This window comes from Affinundibacterium amnicola, assembly GCF_014284275.1.
GTDB classification, from domain to species: Bacteria; Pseudomonadota; Gammaproteobacteria; order Burkholderiales; family Burkholderiaceae_D; genus Undibacterium; species Undibacterium amnicola.
The window spans coordinates 105,160-122,722 of record NZ_JACOFU010000005.1; the positions used below are offsets into that span (position 1 = coordinate 105,160).

16 protein-coding genes, 18 tRNA genes and 1 pseudogene are annotated in these 17,563 nt (G+C 44.4%); 25 read left to right on the top strand and 10 right to left on the bottom strand.

What is annotated here, in order from left to right; translation table 11 throughout:
* Positions 1-11 precede the first annotated feature (11 nt).
* On the bottom strand, positions 12-350 hold the full coding sequence (locus tag H8K33_RS12790) for a P-II family nitrogen regulator (protein ID WP_186891440.1): 339 nt from the start codon (positions 348-350) through the stop codon (positions 12-14).
* A gap of 47 nt (positions 351-397) precedes the next feature.
* On the bottom strand, positions 398-1,156 hold the full coding sequence (locus H8K33_RS12795; RefSeq protein WP_186891441.1) for a TorF family putative porin: 759 nt from the start codon (positions 1,154-1,156) through the stop codon (positions 398-400).
* Between the two features lie 418 nt (positions 1,157-1,574).
* On the opposite strand from H8K33_RS12795, the gene H8K33_RS12800 reads away from it, so the two are divergent.
* From H8K33_RS12800 to H8K33_RS12810, 3 genes and pseudogenes are all read left to right on the top strand, one after another.
* Positions 1,575-1,817 (top strand): accessory factor UbiK family protein, encoded by a 243-nt coding sequence (locus H8K33_RS12800; protein ID WP_186891442.1) that lies wholly within the window; start codon positions 1,575-1,577, stop codon positions 1,815-1,817.
* A 37-nt stretch (positions 1,818-1,854) separates the two neighbouring features.
* Positions 1,855-2,727 (top strand): annotated as a pseudogene (locus H8K33_RS12805) (YifB family Mg chelatase-like AAA ATPase); the annotation flags it as partial.
* A 370-nt stretch (positions 2,728-3,097) separates the two neighbouring features.
* Positions 3,098-3,748 carry a helix-turn-helix domain-containing protein gene (locus H8K33_RS12810; RefSeq protein WP_186891444.1) on the top strand — a complete coding sequence of 217 codons (651 nt, stop codon included), beginning with the start codon at positions 3,098-3,100 and terminating at the stop codon, positions 3,746-3,748.
* Between the two features lie 289 nt (positions 3,749-4,037).
* On the opposite strand, the gene H8K33_RS12815 is transcribed toward H8K33_RS12810, so the two are convergent.
* The 4 genes from H8K33_RS12815 to H8K33_RS20245 form a co-directional block, all read right to left on the bottom strand.
* A complete protein-coding gene (locus H8K33_RS12815; RefSeq protein WP_186891445.1) occupies positions 4,038-4,817 on the bottom strand; it encodes a hypothetical protein in 780 nt (259 codons plus the stop codon).
* Positions 4,818-4,919: 102 nt separating this feature from the next.
* Complete coding sequence (locus H8K33_RS12820) at positions 4,920-5,354, bottom strand: hypothetical protein (RefSeq protein ID WP_186891446.1); 435 nt, start codon at positions 5,352-5,354, stop codon at positions 4,920-4,922.
* Positions 5,351-6,607, bottom strand: coding sequence for a nucleotidyltransferase domain-containing protein (locus H8K33_RS12825; protein WP_186891447.1), 1,257 nt, complete (start codon positions 6,605-6,607; stop codon positions 5,351-5,353). Before H8K33_RS12825 ends, H8K33_RS12820 begins: the two co-directional genes overlap by 4 nt.
* 1,106 nt (positions 6,608-7,713) lie before the next feature.
* Positions 7,714-8,010, bottom strand: coding sequence for a helix-turn-helix domain-containing protein (locus H8K33_RS20245; protein ID WP_186891448.1), 297 nt, complete (start codon positions 8,008-8,010; stop codon positions 7,714-7,716).
* Between the two features lie 176 nt (positions 8,011-8,186).
* On the opposite strand from H8K33_RS20245, the gene H8K33_RS12835 reads away from it, so the two are divergent.
* From H8K33_RS12835 to H8K33_RS12935, 21 genes are all read left to right on the top strand, one after another.
* A complete protein-coding gene (locus H8K33_RS12835; protein ID WP_186891449.1) occupies positions 8,187-8,432 on the top strand; it encodes a hypothetical protein in 246 nt (81 codons plus the stop codon).
* Between the two features lie 232 nt (positions 8,433-8,664).
* Positions 8,665-8,738 (top strand) — tRNA-Gly (locus tag H8K33_RS12840).
* A 48-nt stretch (positions 8,739-8,786) separates the two neighbouring features.
* Positions 8,787-8,861: transfer RNA gene (locus H8K33_RS12845), tRNA-Glu, on the top strand.
* A gap of 94 nt (positions 8,862-8,955) precedes the next feature.
* A tRNA-Pro gene (locus H8K33_RS12850) sits at positions 8,956-9,032 on the top strand.
* Between the two features lie 24 nt (positions 9,033-9,056).
* Positions 9,057-9,290, top strand: a complete 234-nt coding sequence (locus tag H8K33_RS12855; protein ID WP_186891450.1) for a hypothetical protein — start codon at positions 9,057-9,059, stop codon at positions 9,288-9,290.
* Positions 9,291-9,297: 7 nt separating this feature from the next.
* A tRNA-Phe gene (locus H8K33_RS12860) sits at positions 9,298-9,373 on the top strand.
* A gap of 7 nt (positions 9,374-9,380) precedes the next feature.
* Positions 9,381-9,456: transfer RNA gene (locus tag H8K33_RS12865), tRNA-Ala, on the top strand.
* 142 nt (positions 9,457-9,598) lie between these two features.
* Positions 9,599-9,675: transfer RNA gene (locus tag H8K33_RS12870), tRNA-Lys, on the top strand.
* 56 nt (positions 9,676-9,731) lie between these two features.
* Positions 9,732-9,807: transfer RNA gene (locus tag H8K33_RS12875), tRNA-Asn, on the top strand.
* 4 nt (positions 9,808-9,811) lie between these two features.
* Positions 9,812-9,889, top strand: a tRNA-Gln gene (locus tag H8K33_RS12880).
* A 7-nt stretch (positions 9,890-9,896) separates the two neighbouring features.
* A tRNA-OTHER gene (locus tag H8K33_RS12885) sits at positions 9,897-9,963 on the top strand.
* Positions 9,964-9,982: 19 nt separating this feature from the next.
* Positions 9,983-10,058, top strand: a tRNA-His gene (locus tag H8K33_RS12890).
* Positions 10,059-10,082: 24 nt separating this feature from the next.
* Positions 10,083-10,159, top strand: a tRNA-Ile gene (locus H8K33_RS12895).
* Between the two features lie 9 nt (positions 10,160-10,168).
* A tRNA-Cys gene (locus tag H8K33_RS12900) sits at positions 10,169-10,242 on the top strand.
* Positions 10,243-10,251: 9 nt separating this feature from the next.
* Positions 10,252-10,327, top strand: a tRNA-Arg gene (locus H8K33_RS12905).
* Positions 10,328-10,412: 85 nt separating this feature from the next.
* A tRNA-Ser gene (locus H8K33_RS12910) sits at positions 10,413-10,501 on the top strand.
* 15 nt (positions 10,502-10,516) lie between these two features.
* Positions 10,517-10,592: transfer RNA gene (locus H8K33_RS12915), tRNA-Thr, on the top strand.
* Positions 10,593-10,599: 7 nt separating this feature from the next.
* Positions 10,600-10,687, top strand: a tRNA-Ser gene (locus H8K33_RS12920).
* 146 nt (positions 10,688-10,833) lie between these two features.
* Positions 10,834-10,915, top strand: a tRNA-Leu gene (locus H8K33_RS12925).
* 5 nt (positions 10,916-10,920) lie between these two features.
* Positions 10,921-11,007, top strand: a tRNA-Leu gene (locus H8K33_RS12930).
* A 43-nt stretch (positions 11,008-11,050) separates the two neighbouring features.
* The gene (locus H8K33_RS12935; protein ID WP_186891451.1) at positions 11,051-11,608 is read left to right on the top strand and encodes an HNH endonuclease; all 558 of its coding nucleotides are present in this window, start codon (positions 11,051-11,053) and stop codon (positions 11,606-11,608) included.
* Positions 11,609-12,033: 425 nt separating this feature from the next.
* Here H8K33_RS12935 and H8K33_RS12940 read toward each other — a convergent pair whose 3' ends face one another.
* On the bottom strand, positions 12,034-12,315 hold the full coding sequence (locus H8K33_RS12940; RefSeq protein ID WP_186891452.1) for a hypothetical protein: 282 nt from the start codon (positions 12,313-12,315) through the stop codon (positions 12,034-12,036).
* A 206-nt stretch (positions 12,316-12,521) separates the two neighbouring features.
* Here H8K33_RS12940 and H8K33_RS12945 point away from each other — a divergent pair, with 206 nt between their 5' ends.
* Positions 12,522-13,214, top strand: a complete 693-nt coding sequence (locus H8K33_RS12945) for a hypothetical protein (protein ID WP_186891453.1) — start codon at positions 12,522-12,524, stop codon at positions 13,212-13,214.
* Positions 13,215-13,975: 761 nt separating this feature from the next.
* Here the strand turns inward: H8K33_RS12945 and H8K33_RS12950 are convergent.
* The 3 genes from H8K33_RS12950 to H8K33_RS12960 form a co-directional block, all read right to left on the bottom strand.
* Positions 13,976-14,500, bottom strand: a complete 525-nt coding sequence (locus H8K33_RS12950) for a hypothetical protein (RefSeq protein ID WP_186891454.1) — start codon at positions 14,498-14,500, stop codon at positions 13,976-13,978.
* A 383-nt stretch (positions 14,501-14,883) separates the two neighbouring features.
* Positions 14,884-15,603, bottom strand: a complete 720-nt coding sequence (locus tag H8K33_RS12955; RefSeq protein ID WP_343043821.1) for a hypothetical protein — start codon at positions 15,601-15,603, stop codon at positions 14,884-14,886.
* Positions 15,604-15,878: 275 nt separating this feature from the next.
* Positions 15,879-17,435 carry a metallophosphoesterase family protein gene (locus H8K33_RS12960; RefSeq protein ID WP_222613413.1) on the bottom strand — a complete coding sequence of 519 codons (1,557 nt, stop codon included), beginning with the start codon at positions 17,433-17,435 and terminating at the stop codon, positions 15,879-15,881.
* Positions 17,436-17,563 lie beyond the last annotated feature (128 nt).

The window sequence follows — 17,563 nt, forward strand, 5'->3', positions numbered from 1 at the left end:
ACGCTCGCCGATTAAAGTGCTTCGTTGCCAGTTTCGCCAGTACGAATACGTACGACTTGCTCTAAGGAATAGACAAAGATCTTGCCATCGCCAATCTTGCCAGTACGGGCTGCCGTTTCGATTGCTTCGATGGCACGATCAACAATATTGTCTTCAACAGCGGCTTCAATTTTTGTCTTTGGCAAAAAATCGACGACGTATTCGGCGCCACGATAAAGCTCGGTATGGCCTTTTTGACGGCCAAAGCCTTTGACTTCGGTCACGGTAATACCTTGTACGCCTAATTCAGAGAGTGCTTCGCGCACTTCGTCTAACTTGAATGGTTTAATGATTGCCGTTATCAGTTTCATGATGGTCTCGGTAATGTTTTAGTTTGGTCTGAAGTGTGGTCTAAAGATCAGAATGCTTTCACTGCAGAGAGGACTAAACCGGTTTTGCCAGTAAATTTGCCTGCTGGAGTGTAGTAATACTTAACGTCAGTGCTGGTACCAATGACAGCTAAGCTAAAATTAACGCCGACCAATTCTTTGGTGACGCCGAGTTTCCAATCGTTGTACGAATAGGAGGAATTATTTTTGATCGTTTGACGGCCGTAATGCAGGTTGAAGGTGTAGCCCTCACCCATATCTAAATTGGCACCCAAATCCAGATAGCCACTATTTTTGCTATCAACAAAGCCGAATAAGTTCGTCACGGAATGCGAGTATTTTGCATACACCGGACCAGTACTAATTTGACCGTAAATTTCTGTCGTATTGGCATCCGCGAAACCAGCAACATTTTTCAATCCATTACTTGGATAAACATAAGACAGAACACCAACGTCGTAGCTAATATCTGCGGTGATGGAACCACGCTTGCCAGCATACAAATCCATTTCGATTTCACCGCTACCACCAGCATCCTTAGTCCATTTAATGGTAGACAACCACGTGCCGGCATAAAAACCGTGAGTGTTATTGACATAATCTGCACCGCCTTGCAATGCAGGTTTCAAACGTGATTGAGAAATTCCACGATAGCGATAATCGCTCACTGCACCTAAGTTGAAACTTACTTCATGCTCTGGTTTTGCTTCTTGAGCCGACACATTGCTAGCGAATAAACCACTAACAAAACAACTACTCATTGCTGCGCAGAATAAAATCTTTTTCATGGCATTTCCTTCTTTCGTTAATATGGCGTTTGTTGGCTTTAATTTCAGTTTTAAAAATTAGTGGCGCAAAATCAGTTGCTTTACCACCTACTAGCAGAACTCGTGCCAGCTTTATTGCGGTGCGCAAAAAGCACGGCAAACCGAGGGAAAGGACGCAATACCACTTTGGGTTTAACTCGGAAACAGACTAGATAGACGTGTTTTCACTGTGAAAATTGGTTTTTCTGTCGAATTCCAAATTTTCTTCGATGACGTAAATTATTTGCAATTATTTATATTAATTTTTAATTTCTCGCACTAAAATGACGCAAAATCATTTTGAGAAAAATCTATAATGCACCGGAAAAGCACTTTTCTATTTTTCCATCTACCGTTTGCCGGACACACAGGCTTACCAAATCACATTAGGACATTTCTCATGGAACCGAATCAATTTTTCAACGATATGCAAACCAAGATGCAGCAGGCTTTGGAAAACTCGCCTGCGAAGGATATTGAAAAGAATCTAAAAGCAATGATGTCACAAGGTTTTGCCAAGCTTGATTTGGTCACCCGTGAAGAATTTGATATCCAAGCTCAGGTTTTAGCAAAAACACGCAGCAAGCTCGAAGCCCTAGAGTTAAGAATTGCTGAATTAGAGGCGCAGTTACGAGACCAATAGCATCATCAGCGTCTCTATTTTTAGGTGAATAGACAGGATGGCACTTGCAGTTCTTAAAAGTCGCGCCTTAAATGGCATGGATGCACCAGAAGTTACGGTCGAAGTTCATCTGGCAAATGGACTTCCTGCTTTTACCATAGTCGGCTTACCTGAAACAGAAGTCAAAGAATCAAAAGACCGAGTGCGAGCAGCCTTACAAAATGCGCGCTTTGATTTTCCTGCCCAGCGCATTACCGTCAATTTAGCGCCGGCAGATTTACCTAAAGAATCGGGGCGTTTTGATCTGCCAATCGCCTTAGGAATTTTGGCGGCATCTGGCCAAATCCCAGCCGACGCTTTAGATCAGTATGAATTCGCCGGAGAGTTATCACTCTCGGGCGAATTAAGACCCATACGTGGCGCACTTGCGATGACATTTGCGATTTGTCAGAGTGCACAACGCCAACAAACAGATGCCCGCGCTTTTATACTTCCTAAAGAAAATGCAGAAGAAGCGGCATTGGTCAGCGAAGCCCGCATTTTTCCCGCGGAATCTTTACTTCAAGTTTGCGCGCATTTCGCAGCGATCGATCCAGATTCGAAAATAACTGCGCATCAAAGCCGTCCACACAGCGAGCGCATTACTTATCCCGATTTTAGCGACGTCAAAGCACAGACTCAGGCCAAACGCGCGCTTGAGGTTGCTGCCGCTGGACGTCATAGCGTCTTACTGATTGGTCCGCCAGGTACAGGAAAATCGATGCTGGCAAGTCGCTTTCCTGGAATCCTACCTGGCATGACAGACCAGGAAGCACTGGAATCAGCGGCAGTTCAATCGCTCAGCAATGGCTTTCATCTGACAAAATGGAAGCAACGTCCCTATAGAAATCCACACCACACTGCTTCTGCGGTTGCCTTGGTTGGAGGAGGGTGTAAAAATTAGAATTATTTGAGAATAACAACAATAAATGAGACTAATTAAAAATAAATGAGAATAAGAAAATCTACGATTCTTAAGTTGCAGTTGACCAATTAAGAAACTCATTGAAGTAGTTATTTCCTGACCTAAAGATTTGCGTACAAAATTAAGGAATGTTCGCGATTTTTAAGATAGACGATGTCTACGGAATTAGGGGGAAGTCCATATTGCAGGCAATAATTAGGGCGAGAACAATGAGACCGAATGGCAAAATCGAAAAAGACTCTTTGACTTTTTAGCTTGTTGTTAAACATCCTTGCGAAAACCTCTTTTATAGAATAAACTTCCTATACAGGAAATTTATTCATATAGGAGAAATAAAATGAGCGAACAACATACACTTGGTAAAATACTACGAAAATTACGCATCGATCTCGGTTTTTCTGCCGAAGATATTTCAGGCTTGATTGGAGTTACCACTCGTATGATTTCTGCGTGGGAATCCGATGCATACCCGATGCCATATGAACGCATGGAACTTCTTTTAATGAAGATTGAGCGTAAAGTACCCGAAGGCGGTTTAGTTATCGTACATGACGTCAACCGACATACAGTCATTGATGTCGTTACTGAAGGTAATTTTGCTGGCTTTAGTCTGAATCCCGATAATGCGACTATTAAGTCACTGGCCATCGATCGCCGTACAGGTCGCCCTTATATCCATGAAACAACGTTTAATATTGAAGGAAACGAACATGTAGTGGAAGTTGGGTTCAAATGGAAACGAAATCTATTGCTAAACTTTCAATCTGAGTTCGGTGCAGAACTGGATCGGTCAATGATTGCTGTGATTGAATCGATAATAAGACTGGTTAAAGATGCAGAACATTGCAATCCGACATTGCGTCAATTGAAAGATCAAATCGAGCACGCATCAAACGGTTACTATTCCGCTAAAACGCCAGAAGAACGTAACGCTTATCAACTTGAACAGGACAAAGCAGTTAAGGATTTGCTCAAAATGGTTAATTAAACATTACATTACTGCAACTTCTTCATTTTGACAACAACTCCTTTATTTTCTGAAGTAGGGATTTGATACGGATACGCCCACAAGTAAGCTGGCTGCGAAGATTAAAATAAACGAAAATATTTGTAATTTTCTGCTTTGTCATCAGTTATGCACGATACTCATTTGACGGAATCGAAGCAATTCACAGTGTTACCGTCTCTTGTTTCGGTGGGTAAGGAGCTTCCTCAAATTAATCTTTAGATCCACTGTACTGTAATGATGATACCTATATTTTTCGGAGATCGTTAGGTCAAATACTGGCCAAACTTTTCTTTATTTTTTCCCATTCGAGCGAGAGACACGGATTCATTTTTTCGAACACGCTACCTGACTGCAAGATACCACAAAGCGTCTTACCAGTTTCATATTCACCAAATAGATCAATTGCATGCACTTGGATAAGTGCATTTTTTGGATGAACAGAAATTAATGAAATCATTTTTTGAAACAACTTTTCTGCGCGATTTCTCAGCCATTCCATTCTGATCCATTTTGAAATGATAGTTTCGCTAAATAAAAGGTGAACACATATGATTGTCCAATCAAGTGTTCCTTCCCTATAAAAGACTAGCAATGAAAATACACCGGCGCAGAGGAGGACTTTTGCACGCTCAAGTGCCAACATCTTTAATAGAATTGATTTGCTAAAAAACGCGTTTTCTAAGACACACAAGATAAGACGTCGATAAGGTTCTTTTTCTTCATTGTTGTAATAGCCGACGGTACGTTCATGGGTAAGTTCAATGTTGAAGACATTAGATAAAAAGTCCTTTCTCCTCGCATCTTCCGCCCTTGGAAAAAAATACAGGCGAATGAATATACCAAGTCCAAAAAACACAATGCCGACGATCTCGAAAACATGCTGAAAAAACTGCGAAACAGAAGGATGCGCTTTTTTGTCAACAATCAAAACAGCGATCGATAAACAGACACCGACGTAAAATATACCATCTGAAATTTTCTCGGCCAATTCTAATGGTCGATAGTGGTTTTCCCGAATGGGATCTTCACGTTTAACTGTATTACTCATATTTGACCACCTATAAATTTGAAAGTGAAGTTCTCTAATGATTTTGATGCCAGATGGCACTCATATCTAGCTGAATATTAAGACCATATCTTTAGTTAAAGCTTAATCGGGATGAACGCCTCCACCAGCCCAAACACCTGTATATAGCCAATCTTCGAAGTACCAAAGCCATTCAGTAGTCCAAGGTATGAACGTATCTGTAAATTTCATTTGCGGTAGCCATTCTCTTTTTCGCGGGTACCATAAACATAACTTGGTACCTTTTCCCTTATGGGTATAGATATGGGGAAGTTTTCTATTCTCAGCAATCAATTCGAGGTCTGGTGACAAGACTATTAACTCTGGAATTCGAGCGTCCGGTGTTACGCGCAAGAGACATTCATAACTTCTTGAAAAGTGACTTGGTGAGGTTGTGAATTTGTAGTGTAATTCGCGCCCAGACCAAATTTTGACCTCAGAATTAGGCAGGTCTAATCGTTTCAATTCGATTGCTCGTTGAGCCAATGATAAATTTCTTTGTGCAGGATGATTCATCATTTCGATCCGAAAAATGTATGAGGTCGAGCTTGCACACTGATTGGCGCTGAAGCAGCAGTAATTATGGAAATTTTTCCTACATCTTTTAGCCCACTAAATTTGTCGGATTCAATTCGTTGAATTGCTGTAACAGCTCGTTCACCAAAGGCATCTCTGATTCGCTCCAATAAAACATTCATTCCATATCGACCTTCTATCGCTTCGAGCAATCCACGTAAGTCACTAACCAGACGCTCATGCCACCAAATAAATGCAGCTTGTTTCGTTGGTGTGTTCATACCGCTAGCAAGGTTGTCGTTTGGAGCAGAAGGATTTTCTAACACCCATTCTTCGGTGCCATCTGGGTAGACGTTTCTTTGAAATGCTGTTGGCATGTCTTCCACAATGTCCAGCATGAGATCAAGCGGGCTAAAGTGTTCATTTATTGCATTTTTGGCGTAACACATCGCCGCCAAAGATGTAATAAAGGTCGAAGACGGTATTAGGTTTTGATCTATGCCTTCCGAAGAAAACGCCAGATTTCGATGCAATTTCATAATCTGAACCAACCGACTCAGTAGGCGGTTGAAAACTTCCTGTGGTTCGGACAAAGGCATAATTTCCGCCCTTACACTGTCAAATGTCTTTGTTAGTGCCTCCATCGCTATATAGCGAGGAGAAATTGCAGCAATTTCGTCAAAAAATTTTGCGTACCCCCGTGGGTTAGTGGAGTCATACAACTTCAATTTGCGGTCAGGAATTCTTCCATGCGTATCGCCGAAACGTGTCGCCAACATTGGATCGTCAATAATTGGTGCAATATCAGCGCACATTCCACCTGCATATTCCAATGTGATACAACGCTCCCAACGTTTGATCCCAAGTTGATGCTTATCTGCATATCGACTAAGTGCATCGCCAAGATTTTTTAGAAGCAAAGATGGGCCATTTTCACCGCCATATTTCAGCATTGCACGTCGATCCAAGCGCGCAACAAGGTCAATATCAAAACCGTCTCTCGAATTATTCATTGGCCGAATAATTGTTCCAAGTTGGCGCGATCCTTGAGGGTGAATATGTTGAAGTAAGTCTGAAAATTCGGGGCATTCGGACAGAAAATCACCTGTACTTCGGTAAGAAGATTCCAAAGAATCCAACTGTGTTGCTGTTGGTTCATTGTTTCGCGCTATTGCATCGATAAGATAAAAAAACCGCGCGGATGAATTTGTCGAGATGTGAGCCCTATTTGAAAAAATAGAAATGTTCTTGTTCATTGGAAGCTTTCCTTCCAAATCATCGACAGGCTATTTTCTAATTGGCATAAAGATATTTCGGACGAAATATCGAAAGATGAAGAGAAGTATATGCATTTACTCAAATTTTGAGCATTGCACGTAATGACACACTTTGGCATAGGAGTCTCCTTTTAACGCCAAAGCAAAGGTCATTAAATGATCAAAAAGAGCATCAGAAATCTAAAAAAAAGCGGTTGACAAACAAAAATCTCAATCAATAACCGTTAAATTTCTCTTTACTGATGTACTTTCACATCATATAATTTCCTTCGCTGTTAAGAAAAACAAGCGCTCGCATAGGTCCGCCAAGATTCAATGCTAGCGCTTTGACAATGTTTCGAAAGATAACCGGCATGCCATCGGCATTGCCGGTTTTTCTTTTTCTAACGCCACAATTTTAGCACTCAATAACAAAGAGTGCTAACAAAATTAAAAATATTTCCATTTCCCCTAAATAATATCGATTTAAAAGCCATTTGAGGCCATTTTTAGCCGCTTTTTACCATTTGGTATAGTCAGCAATCAATTCAGGCCAGCACCCTAAAAACACCTTTAGATTACTTTAGACGACTTATGTCATAAACCTTATTCTATCTGAAATATTTATGGCATTACAGAATATACTGTGTATCCAATCAGGTCAACCAATGGCAATTTATTGCTTTTTGGAATTAATCTATTTGTGAAGCCCTCCTTTGCGAGTTGCTTGCCGCTTAATTTCTTTTACCTTCTCTAGATCAGGAGCAATCGCTTTCAATCGCTCGACTAACCCTGATAAATCGTATTCATTACTGATTTTCCCTTGATTAGCAGCGCGTCGTTCGATACGCTTTACCAAACCCGCCTTTTCTAGGTCTGCGATATGACGTTGAATTTGGCGCGTACCTAGTTGTAAAGATTGGAGTTAAATGAGAAAGTTGGCACTAAGTGAGAACATTTTTTAGCTAAAAATTTGGAATTTTCTTAGCAAAATAATTCATACCAAAAAATTGAAATTGGAAACGCGGAAATATTAGCGTCCGAAGTATTTGAGTTTATTTATAGGTTTCTGCCAAAAAACTAATTGTGGACAAAATCCTCTAAAGCTAATTTTTTATTTTTTCGACTTTAAATAGCTCACTTATTTGACACTGAAAAATATCTAAGAAAATCTCGATAAATTCCACTTTCCAATGATCGGCACGGTTATCTACAATCCGCGATAGCTGGGAATGGGAAACGGCGACCTGCTTGGATATTAATAAGCGATGAAGCGCGGCAACGGATTTGATACCTCGTTCGGCCATTAGCTCGTTGATTCGCAATTTTACTTTGGGATGTGATGACACTAGGGGGCTTGATGTCCCTGTCTCTACTAGACTGGGTAATGATTTAGATGGCATATCGAACCTCACTTCGAAGAGGCGAAATTATACATCAAATGACGATTCTTCGCATTTGTTGCAAAAAATCGTCATCCCATGCAAATATTTTGCATTAAATGCTTGTTTTTATTTTTGTGGCATGGCATAGTTCAGTCATCGCAACACCGAACACTTTTTTAATTTTAGGATTTATCGTGAAAACAGCATTGCTCCCAAAACTGATACAAAAACTGCGCACAACTGCGCTGCGTTTTGTCGCGGCGAGCAAATCACTCACGACCACGCAGCGCCATACAGCGCATTCCATCAATTCAATTAATTCGCCAGTCGCATTCAATGAGTGTGAGATGACCAATGAATTTAGCCCCTTAAGTTATCAAGGGAAGCCGTACCAACAAAGCAGACGAGGGCCTAGCCCTGAAATCGCTGGAGCAACTTAAAAGTTGACCAGAGATAGAAGCTCAAAAAGCTCGGATGCCTAAACGCTCCGAGCTTTTTTGTTTTTAACGATCTCATAACGCAGATCGAATTTTTGTAGTGAAACCCGCTGAAAGGCGGTCGTGCCGTAATCATCGGAACCACACGGGATTTCTTTAACAATCTAGGAAGATCAATATTATTCGCTTTAGTGTCTTGCTCATTATTTGGGTTCGGCACTTTAGCTAATAATGTGCGGGTATAACTCAACGGTAGAGCTGAAGCTTTCCAAGCTTATGACAAGGGTTCGACTCCCTTTACCCGCTCCATTCTAAAAGTCTCTTAGCTTGATTGAGCTAGGGGATTTCTAGAATGATGAACCGTTCGACTTCAGGTGAGGTCAGCGCCCTTTCAAGGCGCATAGATGGGTTCGATCCCCATACGGTTTACCACTGGGTCAATATGCCGCTAAGGACGCGGGGCAGTCTGTAAAACTGTTGCAATTGCTGGCTAGGATCGTTACCTAGGTGACCCACCAAAAAACATCGGAGTGTAGCGCAGCCTGGTAGCGCATCTGCTTTGGGAGCAGAGGGTCCAAGGTTCAAATCCTTGCACTCCGACCACAATTAATAAGAAGAAAAATAACAATGTTTAAGATTTATTGGACTGAGCTCCAAGAGAACGAGGCAACGGCCTTATTTAAAGACTTTACGGGAGATGGATTGACCGACGCCTTGCAATTTGCAGAATTATTGAGAAAGCGTCGACGTGAAGGTGAAGACATACGGCACGTTGTACTGTCATCAGAAAACCCCAACTCTGTTGGGGAACCGGGTGTTGCGGCACCGTCACCATCCTATTCATGGAAGAAACGTCGCTAAAGTACATGCAGAAATAGCTCAGACGGTAGAGCGCAGGTTTGAAGAACCTGGCGTCGAAGGTTCAAATCCTTCTTTCTGCACCAAAACCATGGGGATATAGCTCAGATGGTAGAGCACCTGCTTTGCAAGCAGACCGTCGTCGGTTCGAATCCGACTTTCTCCACCATTTTCATTATCAAGGGAGTAAAACATGAAGCAAAAGAGCATGGTGCCTCGCAATCCTTATGCGATGGTCGCCAAAACAAAAAAAGCGGGCGCACATCGAAAACCATTTAAATCGTTGCGTCGTCAAGAAAAAATCCAACTACGGATGTGTAGCTCAACTGGCCAGAGCACTCGACTTTTAATCGATAGGTTGCGGATTCGAGTTCCGCCACATCCACCAAAAATTTAATCAAAGCCTCATTACTAATGCGTAGGCGGTTTTAATTAATTTTTTGATTCTCGATAGCTCAGCCGGCAGAGCGACGCACTGTTAATGCGTATGTCCGTGGTTCGATCCCACGTCGAGGAGCCAGTTTAGGGGGTTAGCCAAGTGGTCTAAGGCATCTGGTTTTGAACCAGACATTTCGAAGGTTCGAATCCTTCATCCCCTGCCAAATATTCGTTCCTTTAGCTTAGACGGGTAGAGAGCGTAGCGGGGTCGTCGGTTCGATTCCGGCAAGGAACACCAATTTTAAGCGTATTTTGGGGTGGCTATAGCTCAGTTGGCAGAGCTCTAGATTGTGATTCTGGTGGTCATCGGTTCGATTCCGATTAGTCACCCCAAAGTACGTTTCTTCTACAAACAGCAGATGTGTAGCTCAGTTGGTAAGAGCGCCGTGTTGATAACGCGGAGGTCCTTGATTCGAGTTCAAGTACATCTACCAAGAATTAATGCGTGGTTGCGAGAGAGGTCTAATCGCGCGGATTGCAAATCCGTTGTTCGTCAGTTCGAATCTGACATCACGCTTCAATTTATCTCGCCTTAGCTCAGTTGGAGGAGCGCGACGCTACGAACGTCGAGGACGCAAGTTCGAATCTTGCAGGCGGGTCCAATTATGCCGCGCAGACGAAAGTCGGTGATCCCTCACGATTGCTTTGTCCATGTTGGACAAGCGCGGCACCAGATCTATGTTTTTCGGAAGGTTCGCATAATGGTAGTGCACCGGATTGCTAATCCGGCGATCTCGAAAGAGGTTATGTGAGTTCGATCCTCGCACCTTCCGCCAGTCATTTTATTTTAAGCCGGTTTAGCTCAGATGGTAGAGCGCCTGATTTGTAATCAGGATGTCGCGAGTTCGAATCTTGCAACCGGCACCAGGTTTATGGAAGTGTGGCAGAGTGGTCTATTGCATCGGTCTTGAAAACCGAAGGGTCGAAAGGCTCCGTGAGTTCGAATCTCACCACTTCCTCCAACATTAAGTCGTCATCGCATCGGTGTCGGCGCTGGCAGTTAGCAGATAGCTTTCGCTGGTGACGTACCAATGCCCTTGGGATTTTTCTGATGATCTTATGGCTGCCGAACATTTCGAAAGTTTATTTGTTCGGTAGCAAACTCTACGCGCAAATGGTGGAACGGTAGACACGCTAGTCTTAGGAACTAGTACTTCGGTGTGAGAGTTCGAATCTCTCTTTGCGCACCAAATATCGGCATGTGGTGAAACTTTGGTAAACACAACGGACTTAAAATCCGTCGCTTCATTGCTTGCCGGTTCGATTCCGGCCATGCCGACCATTTCAGATTTGATCTTCCTAGATTTTCTATCTCTAGGCAAACTATGCAAGTCTTAGCATGTGACATCAGCGGAACACCATTCGATTGGATTTCATCCAATGATGCCGCCACCTATTACGCTTCACAAAAAGTGGCGTGGGACGTTGGCGACATTGCTCGGGTGTACCGTGGAGGAACTAATCTTGATGGTGATACCTCACTCATTGCGATTCGGCCTGTCATTGCGATTGCAAGTAATGCGCGTAAAACGAAAGTTTTGCGACACGTAATTCCTTTAGGTGATGGCAATCGTTTGTTATTTGCTCGCGATCGCAATACTTGCGCCTATTGCGGTGACATTTTTCCGCACAGTGAACTGTCGCGTGACCACATTCTTCCGAAGTCCAAAAATGGCCAAGATACCTGGACGAATTGTGTGACCGCGTGTCGCCGATGCAATCAGGCCAAGGCAGACAAATTTGTGTATGATTTTAAGCCGCTTTTGTATGTGCCCTATGAGCCGTGTCGTTATGAACATTACCTACTTTCTGGTCGAAATGTGATCGCTGATCAGCACGATTACTTAGCGGCTAAATTGCCAAAGCACAGCCGAATTTTCTGAAAGAAGTTTTTCAGGGTTCACTCGTCAAAATTTATCTTCCGTCTGGATGTAAAGATTTGAGCGAAATGAGAAAGTTGGCGATAGGTGACAACATTTTTTAACTAAAAAATTTGCTTCTTTTCTTGATGGAACAATTCATTTCTTTAAGAATTTATCAATCGCCTGTATACCTGCTTCCATCTTTTGCCTAGCAGAAGAATTTGCTGAATGAACACTCGTCCTCGGTGGAATAAATCCGTGGAGTACAACCGATTCATCTGGCCAATACACACGTACCCACCCTTCTGGCGTGGTGCGCTCATCATCTAAGAAAACACGAAGCGCCAGCGAAGCCGGATCGGATTGGTCTCTTAGCTGCTTTTTCGTTGAGTTCCTTTTTGAAAATAGTATTGGAAGTCACAGTAATGAGAAACCTAGGATCTTGATTAAATTAGATCATGTATCCTAAATTTCTCGCGGTTGTCTCCCATTTTCGACCGAATCTCTTTAATCGTCCAACCAGTTTCTTCATGAATGCGAATTAATAGAGTAGCCCCAATGGGTAATATTCGATGACGAATTTTGCTCACTACTGGTGGAGCTACTTCGAGACGGCGTGACAAAGCGGCATCGTTGCGAATGCCTAAATGTTTGATGATTGCATCGAGTAAATTCTCCGGATCGTAGTTAAATTCAGATGTTTCCGGGATATCTAGAATATTTGGCATAGATGCGATTCCAAAGTGATTTTTTCAGTTCTCTACTGTAGTGGATGTCTATAAATTGTTAGTTATAAGTTGTCTTGCTTTTAAATATATATTATATTAATTCTGCAAATACAAATAGGCAAAGTGATTTTTATTTGTGTCGTTATGCCAACTTAACGACAATTAAAGTAATGATTTGTCATTATGATATTTTATAGAAAGAAAGTATGAAGAACATTCTTTTTTGTACGGGTATCGCTATTTGTGCGTTAACCTCTTCGGCCGCATATGCACAGACTGTTTCTGCGAACAAGGCATCAACAGTTTCATACGCTAGGGATCTTCGCGGTAACACGCAAGTGAAATTAGAAAATCAGGGTGGGAAAACAAAAGTTACGAATACGGCGACTGGTGAATTTATCATTGCAGATGGTGAATTGGCTGGGAAATTGACTGACCATCAATATACGCACATGATGCTAATAAAAAATGAACAAAAGATCAAAATGCTTAAAGGCGAGTCCGATGCTGCAATTCTTGGGCTGGACCGCGTAAACTCAACCTCATTACCATCACGAGCACTGATCGCTGCGACAAATTGCACATTTAGCTATAGTATTACAGGCGGTGGCGGTGGATGGAGTTCTCCATTGTGTTATCTGCCATCTACATCAAACGCTTCAATTTCAATTTCTGCGACATCTAGCTCATCAAAAACCTATACAGCAACTCTGTATCGGGATATTTCATTTTGGCCCGACAAATCTTACGGCACGAAAAATTTTTCTACCAGTGGAAGCAGTACTACCAACTCATCTGCGAGCTGGACCAATATCGATGCGGGTAGTTATTATTACGTAACTTTGTCAACGACTTATGATGGTCGTTCTGTTTGGGGGCAATTCACATTAAGCCAATAAGAATTACTCAAAATCGACGCATATAAGCGGTGCGTCGATTTTGAGTAATTTGTGAAATTAGCGTATTAGTTGCTTGTTAGCTCTGGGTTTCGTGGGGCAAAACCTCCCCCCTAGACACAATCGAAAAGAAACGGCTCACGACGGTGAGCCGTTTTGCTTACCGCTCGGAAAAATCAAATTTAGCTGAGTTACTTTGCCTTTGAATATTTTTTAGCAATGCAAAGTGGCAACGAAATATCCACAGGTTTTGTGGATTAGCCTCTGGATAACAGTAAGTCGAATACCATCTTCAAAGGGAAACATCATTTTGCTTAAGTCTTGAGCAAACACCTTTGACAAATCCACAATGCGGTCTGTAAATTGATTGTGTGGAGATAATTTGATGAGGCATGGACGCATAAGCAACCGTACACACGAACAATGACAGTAAAGATGCTGAGTTTCAGTTTGAGAAGATGATGTAAAGATTAATATTAATTGAGAATAAGAAATCAGCTATTTTTGTCCAATAACACAGCTCCGCTCACGTCATTGTTAGATTGAGTAGTCTCCCCCCTGTAAATAACCTAGAGCTAGTAGTTCATTGTAAATACGAAGCGGTTTGTATAGGTCAAATATATTCATACCCAAATTTGAAGAATCGCAATGAAAGATTACAGGATACCCGACGCCGCGCTTAGCGAGAAAAAGGGCGTGGAAGCTGCTTGCATCCACGCCCTTTTTCCGTACATCTCAACTAAACGCCCCCGGAAGCTTTGAAATTAATCATCGCCGTAGTCTTCAAGTCCCCATGGCCCCTCATCAACTTCCAAGTCGGCAGCCACATCCTGAATTAATTCAGAGGGGAAGCGCCCGCCAAACTCTTCTTCCAGTTCATAAGCCAAGTCAACGTCAGGCAAACTGAAGCCGGTTTCAGATTCGCTATCGTAATAGGCAAAGTTAACCAAGGGAGTATAGGTTACCCGGATCCATGTCGTCATTACTTCCACGGCATCTGTTACAACAACGGTGCGGACCGCCTTTTCGGCGATAAAGTCGCCAAGTACCTCATGGCGAAGAACCCTGCTCAGTACTTCTTGAAACTTGCTAGCGCCCAGCTCATCCAAATGCTTGTGCAGCATCGACCAATTGGCATAACCAAGCCAGCGTGCAACTTGATCTTGATAATGTGTCAGCCGTTGGCTAGGCTGATCTATTGACTTTGCAGTCTTCGCAAATCGTTTTAGAAGATTAATTAAATCAGCATTATTGATATAGTCGACGTAAGAGAAGGTGATGGTTTCCATGTAAGCTCCTAGAGCACAAACGTAGGCACGACCCGCAATCCCTTAAGCGCTCAAGGTTAAACATAGGTTTGGTTGTGACGAGATGCATTTGCTTCGCCGAATGCGGGCCGGCTGGCTTTCTCCAAAGCGCACTATGATCGTAGCACGTATGCTGGCGTCAAGCAATTGTAAAAATTAAATGACAATAGGAAAATCGACGTTTCTCTAGCCCATTGTAAAGATTGGAGCTAGATGAGAAAGTTGGCGATAAATGAGAACATTTTTTTGTATAAATTCGCTTCTTTTTCTCAGCCAAAGAATTCATTTACCGTCGCGCGACGCATAGATTGGCAGGCGACAACGGGAATGGAGTGAGATGCATGCCAACTACACGATGACGACAACTAATGAAACCAATGCCACGCTTTGTAAGCAAGTCCAACTAGGACGATACCACCTCCAAGAATCTTTACTAACCAATGCTCCCTGAACAGTTCAAAGAAGGCTAAGATTGGCCGACCATGTAGCTCCCTCCAGCCTGATGACGTTATGAGATCACCGGCATAAGCCCGGCCTGCGAAATTTGCGAGGACATCGACCTTGCGCAAGGTCGATTGATGCAGGCGCACGAACTGCTTCTGTTCGAAGGCATCAGCCTCTTGTTGGCCGATAAGGAAATCTCGTGCAGAGATGTGATTTTGCCCCATCAAGCTTTCGATTCGAGGATGCCTTGTATATTTAACTCCGTAAATACCGATTAGTATGCGAGACAAATCGTATCTTTTTGATTCCGGGACCGACGTATTAGGTACGCTCCCCAGCGCTTTGAGGCGATTTTCAAGGGCTTCAAATCCATAGTTGGCGTCACGCATATTCCAATGCATCCATAAGCAATGCTGGCGCTCTTTCACTGCATCAAAGAATGTCAGAAGCATCTCACGCTCAAGATCGTCGTAATGCTGCTCGATGCTATCAAGCAGCCCGCGTTGCTCTGCAATCAAGTGTATCGAAAAAGATTTGGTTTGCCCGCTGTCGAGGTTACGTACTGCAATATATGTGGTTCGAGGTGAACGAGGATTTTCGCCACGATCATAAAAATTTTCGCAAGAATAATGGACGACCACAGTGTGCTCCGCATGCTTGAAGAGCTCGTCCAATTGCTTCAGGGGGGAAGCCGAAACCCCAGAAAATTCCGTCGAAGAGCGTCAGGGTGCGATTTGATGCTTGGGGCGCAATGGAACAGTGAACCGACTTAAGAATTTTGAAGTGTCGACAAGGGGAGACCTGTCATTTTCAGAAGACGACTGCACGCGAGTGAATGCGGTACCCAAGGGCTGAAACTAACCCAAAGCCGACCACGGTGACCAGAGCAAGCAGACACCCCCAATCCCGAATCCAGTTACCGCCGGTTCGCGAACTCCGGAGACACGGAGGCAACTACCTCACGGAAAGCGCCGCCGTTGACGCTCTCGAAAAATGACGCAATCCATCGTTGGCTATCTGGCGCCCACTCCAGCAAGTTATACGAGAGGGGCGAGCCTTCAGCCCCAAGAGAACTACCGCAGCCAATCGATGTGAGCGGCATGCAATCTGACCCGTATTCGACCTCGCGCTCGACGTAGCGGGCCTTGTGCTTGTGACCGTGAAGAATCGTCTTCACCTTCCAGTCGAGGCACCATCGATGCAGGTCTTTGGCGTCGACCATCTCAAGGAAGGCCTCGTCCCTGAGACCGACAACGCTGAGCGCTCGTTGCACCCAAGTCTCAGGCGGCACATCGAAGGAGAACGGGTGGTGGTGTACCAACACGATCGGCAGGAAGTCCTTGAGTTCCGGCCTGGCCGCCTTTAGCGTTCGGTATTCGGCGCCGATCTGCCTGAACTGAGACTGCGTGATCTTCCCGCGAGCGAAGCTCCCCTTAACCGACGAGTTGAAACAGATGAAGACCATCTGGCACTGTTCATCGACAACGATCTTGGTGGAACCGATCAACGCAACCTGCTTGTAGTTGTCGCCGAACAGGCCAATCATTCGTTGGTCGTGATTGCCGGTGATCGAGATCGGCTCTCGGCCGCCTGCCAAGTAGGTGATGTTCTGCTTGAATCCCGCGAACATCGCTGCATAGTTCTGGTTGGGCGTGTCGAACAGGTCGCCGGTGATGACTACCCTATCTACTGACTTGACGATGTCGCGAAGTTCGGCGTCGAGCAGCGGCTGGTTCTCGGTCGCATCGATGGTGCCGAAGTGCAGGTCGCTGAGGTGCAGCAGCCGCCGACAGTTGCTGGGCCTGTTTGACGCCCAGCGCCGAAGTACGGCATCGAATCCGCCGCTGCCTCGGTAGCCCGGGAACGGCCCTCGGCGATGCCTGCCCTCATGCATGCCATTTTCAAGCTCACGCATGAGTTCTGGAACGCTTTCCATGCGAGCGAAGGCGCTCGCACCATTGGCGGTCCAGAACACGATGCCGGGCCAATCCGCAGCTGCATGCAGCGCAACCGAGAATGCCGCGATTGGGTCGAGGACTTCGAAGTTCCGATCCGTCATGTCCTGCTCGGGAATCAGCACAAGCAGTTGGCCATACATGGGCGCGCTTGCGATCTGCCTCGCTGTCTCCCGCAACCGGTCACCAGCACCGACGGCAAGCGCGAACAGCGCGTAGTCGGAAAGTTCGGACCGCAACTCTTCCAGAACACGCTCGACGACGAGGCCGGGCAACGTTTCTCGGTCACTGAAATTGTGTGTCTCCCGTAGCTGTGAAGCGGCTCGCGATGCAACTTCAGCGATCTCTTCCGGCCAGGACTCGAAGGCCGGCTCAGAAATGAGATAGCGCCTCGCGTCGTATGTCAGCGCTTCGAGAAACTCAATTAGGTCGCCACGGCGAACCCGTGGTGCACTTTGGGACCTGGAGGTCACGAACGCCATGATGTTAGCGTGATTAAGTCTAAAGATTGCGCCCATGGTTGATCGCCTTTTTTTCATTCGTTTTTGTCACATCTTGAAAGATACTGCTTTCGCTTAGATCCCAGCCTGCGGTCGTCGCTATCCAAAAGTCCACGCGTGCAGTAATGATGCTTCCGCCTTTACGA

Coding starts and splice junctions, on each gene's coding strand:
- H8K33_RS12790 (WP_186891440.1), bottom strand. CDS start 350: ATGAAACTGATAACGGCAATCATTAAACCATTCAAGTTAGACGAAGTG.
- H8K33_RS12795 (WP_186891441.1), bottom strand. CDS start 1,156: ATGAAAAAGATTTTATTCTGCGCAGCAATGAGTAGTTGTTTTGTTAGT.
- H8K33_RS12800 (WP_186891442.1), top strand. CDS start 1,575: ATGGAACCGAATCAATTTTTCAACGATATGCAAACCAAGATGCAGCAG.
- H8K33_RS12810 (WP_186891444.1), top strand. CDS start 3,098: ATGAGCGAACAACATACACTTGGTAAAATACTACGAAAATTACGCATC.
- H8K33_RS12815 (WP_186891445.1), bottom strand. CDS start 4,817: ATGAGTAATACAGTTAAACGTGAAGATCCCATTCGGGAAAACCACTAT.
- H8K33_RS12820 (WP_186891446.1), bottom strand. CDS start 5,354: ATGATGAATCATCCTGCACAAAGAAATTTATCATTGGCTCAACGAGCA.
- H8K33_RS12825 (WP_186891447.1), bottom strand. CDS start 6,607: ATGAACAAGAACATTTCTATTTTTTCAAATAGGGCTCACATCTCGACA.
- H8K33_RS20245 (WP_186891448.1), bottom strand. CDS start 8,010: ATGCCATCTAAATCATTACCCAGTCTAGTAGAGACAGGGACATCAAGC.
- H8K33_RS12855 (WP_186891450.1), top strand. CDS start 9,057: ATGTTTAAGATTTATTGGACTGAGCTCCAAGAGAACGAGGCAACGGCC.
- H8K33_RS12935 (WP_186891451.1), top strand. CDS start 11,051: ATGCAAGTCTTAGCATGTGACATCAGCGGAACACCATTCGATTGGATT.
- H8K33_RS12940 (WP_186891452.1), bottom strand. CDS start 12,315: ATGCCAAATATTCTAGATATCCCGGAAACATCTGAATTTAACTACGAT.
- H8K33_RS12945 (WP_186891453.1), top strand. CDS start 12,522: ATGAAGAACATTCTTTTTTGTACGGGTATCGCTATTTGTGCGTTAACC.
- H8K33_RS12950 (WP_186891454.1), bottom strand. CDS start 14,500: ATGGAAACCATCACCTTCTCTTACGTCGACTATATCAATAATGCTGAT.
- H8K33_RS12960 (WP_222613413.1), bottom strand. CDS start 17,435: ATGGGCGCAATCTTTAGACTTAATCACGCTAACATCATGGCGTTCGTG.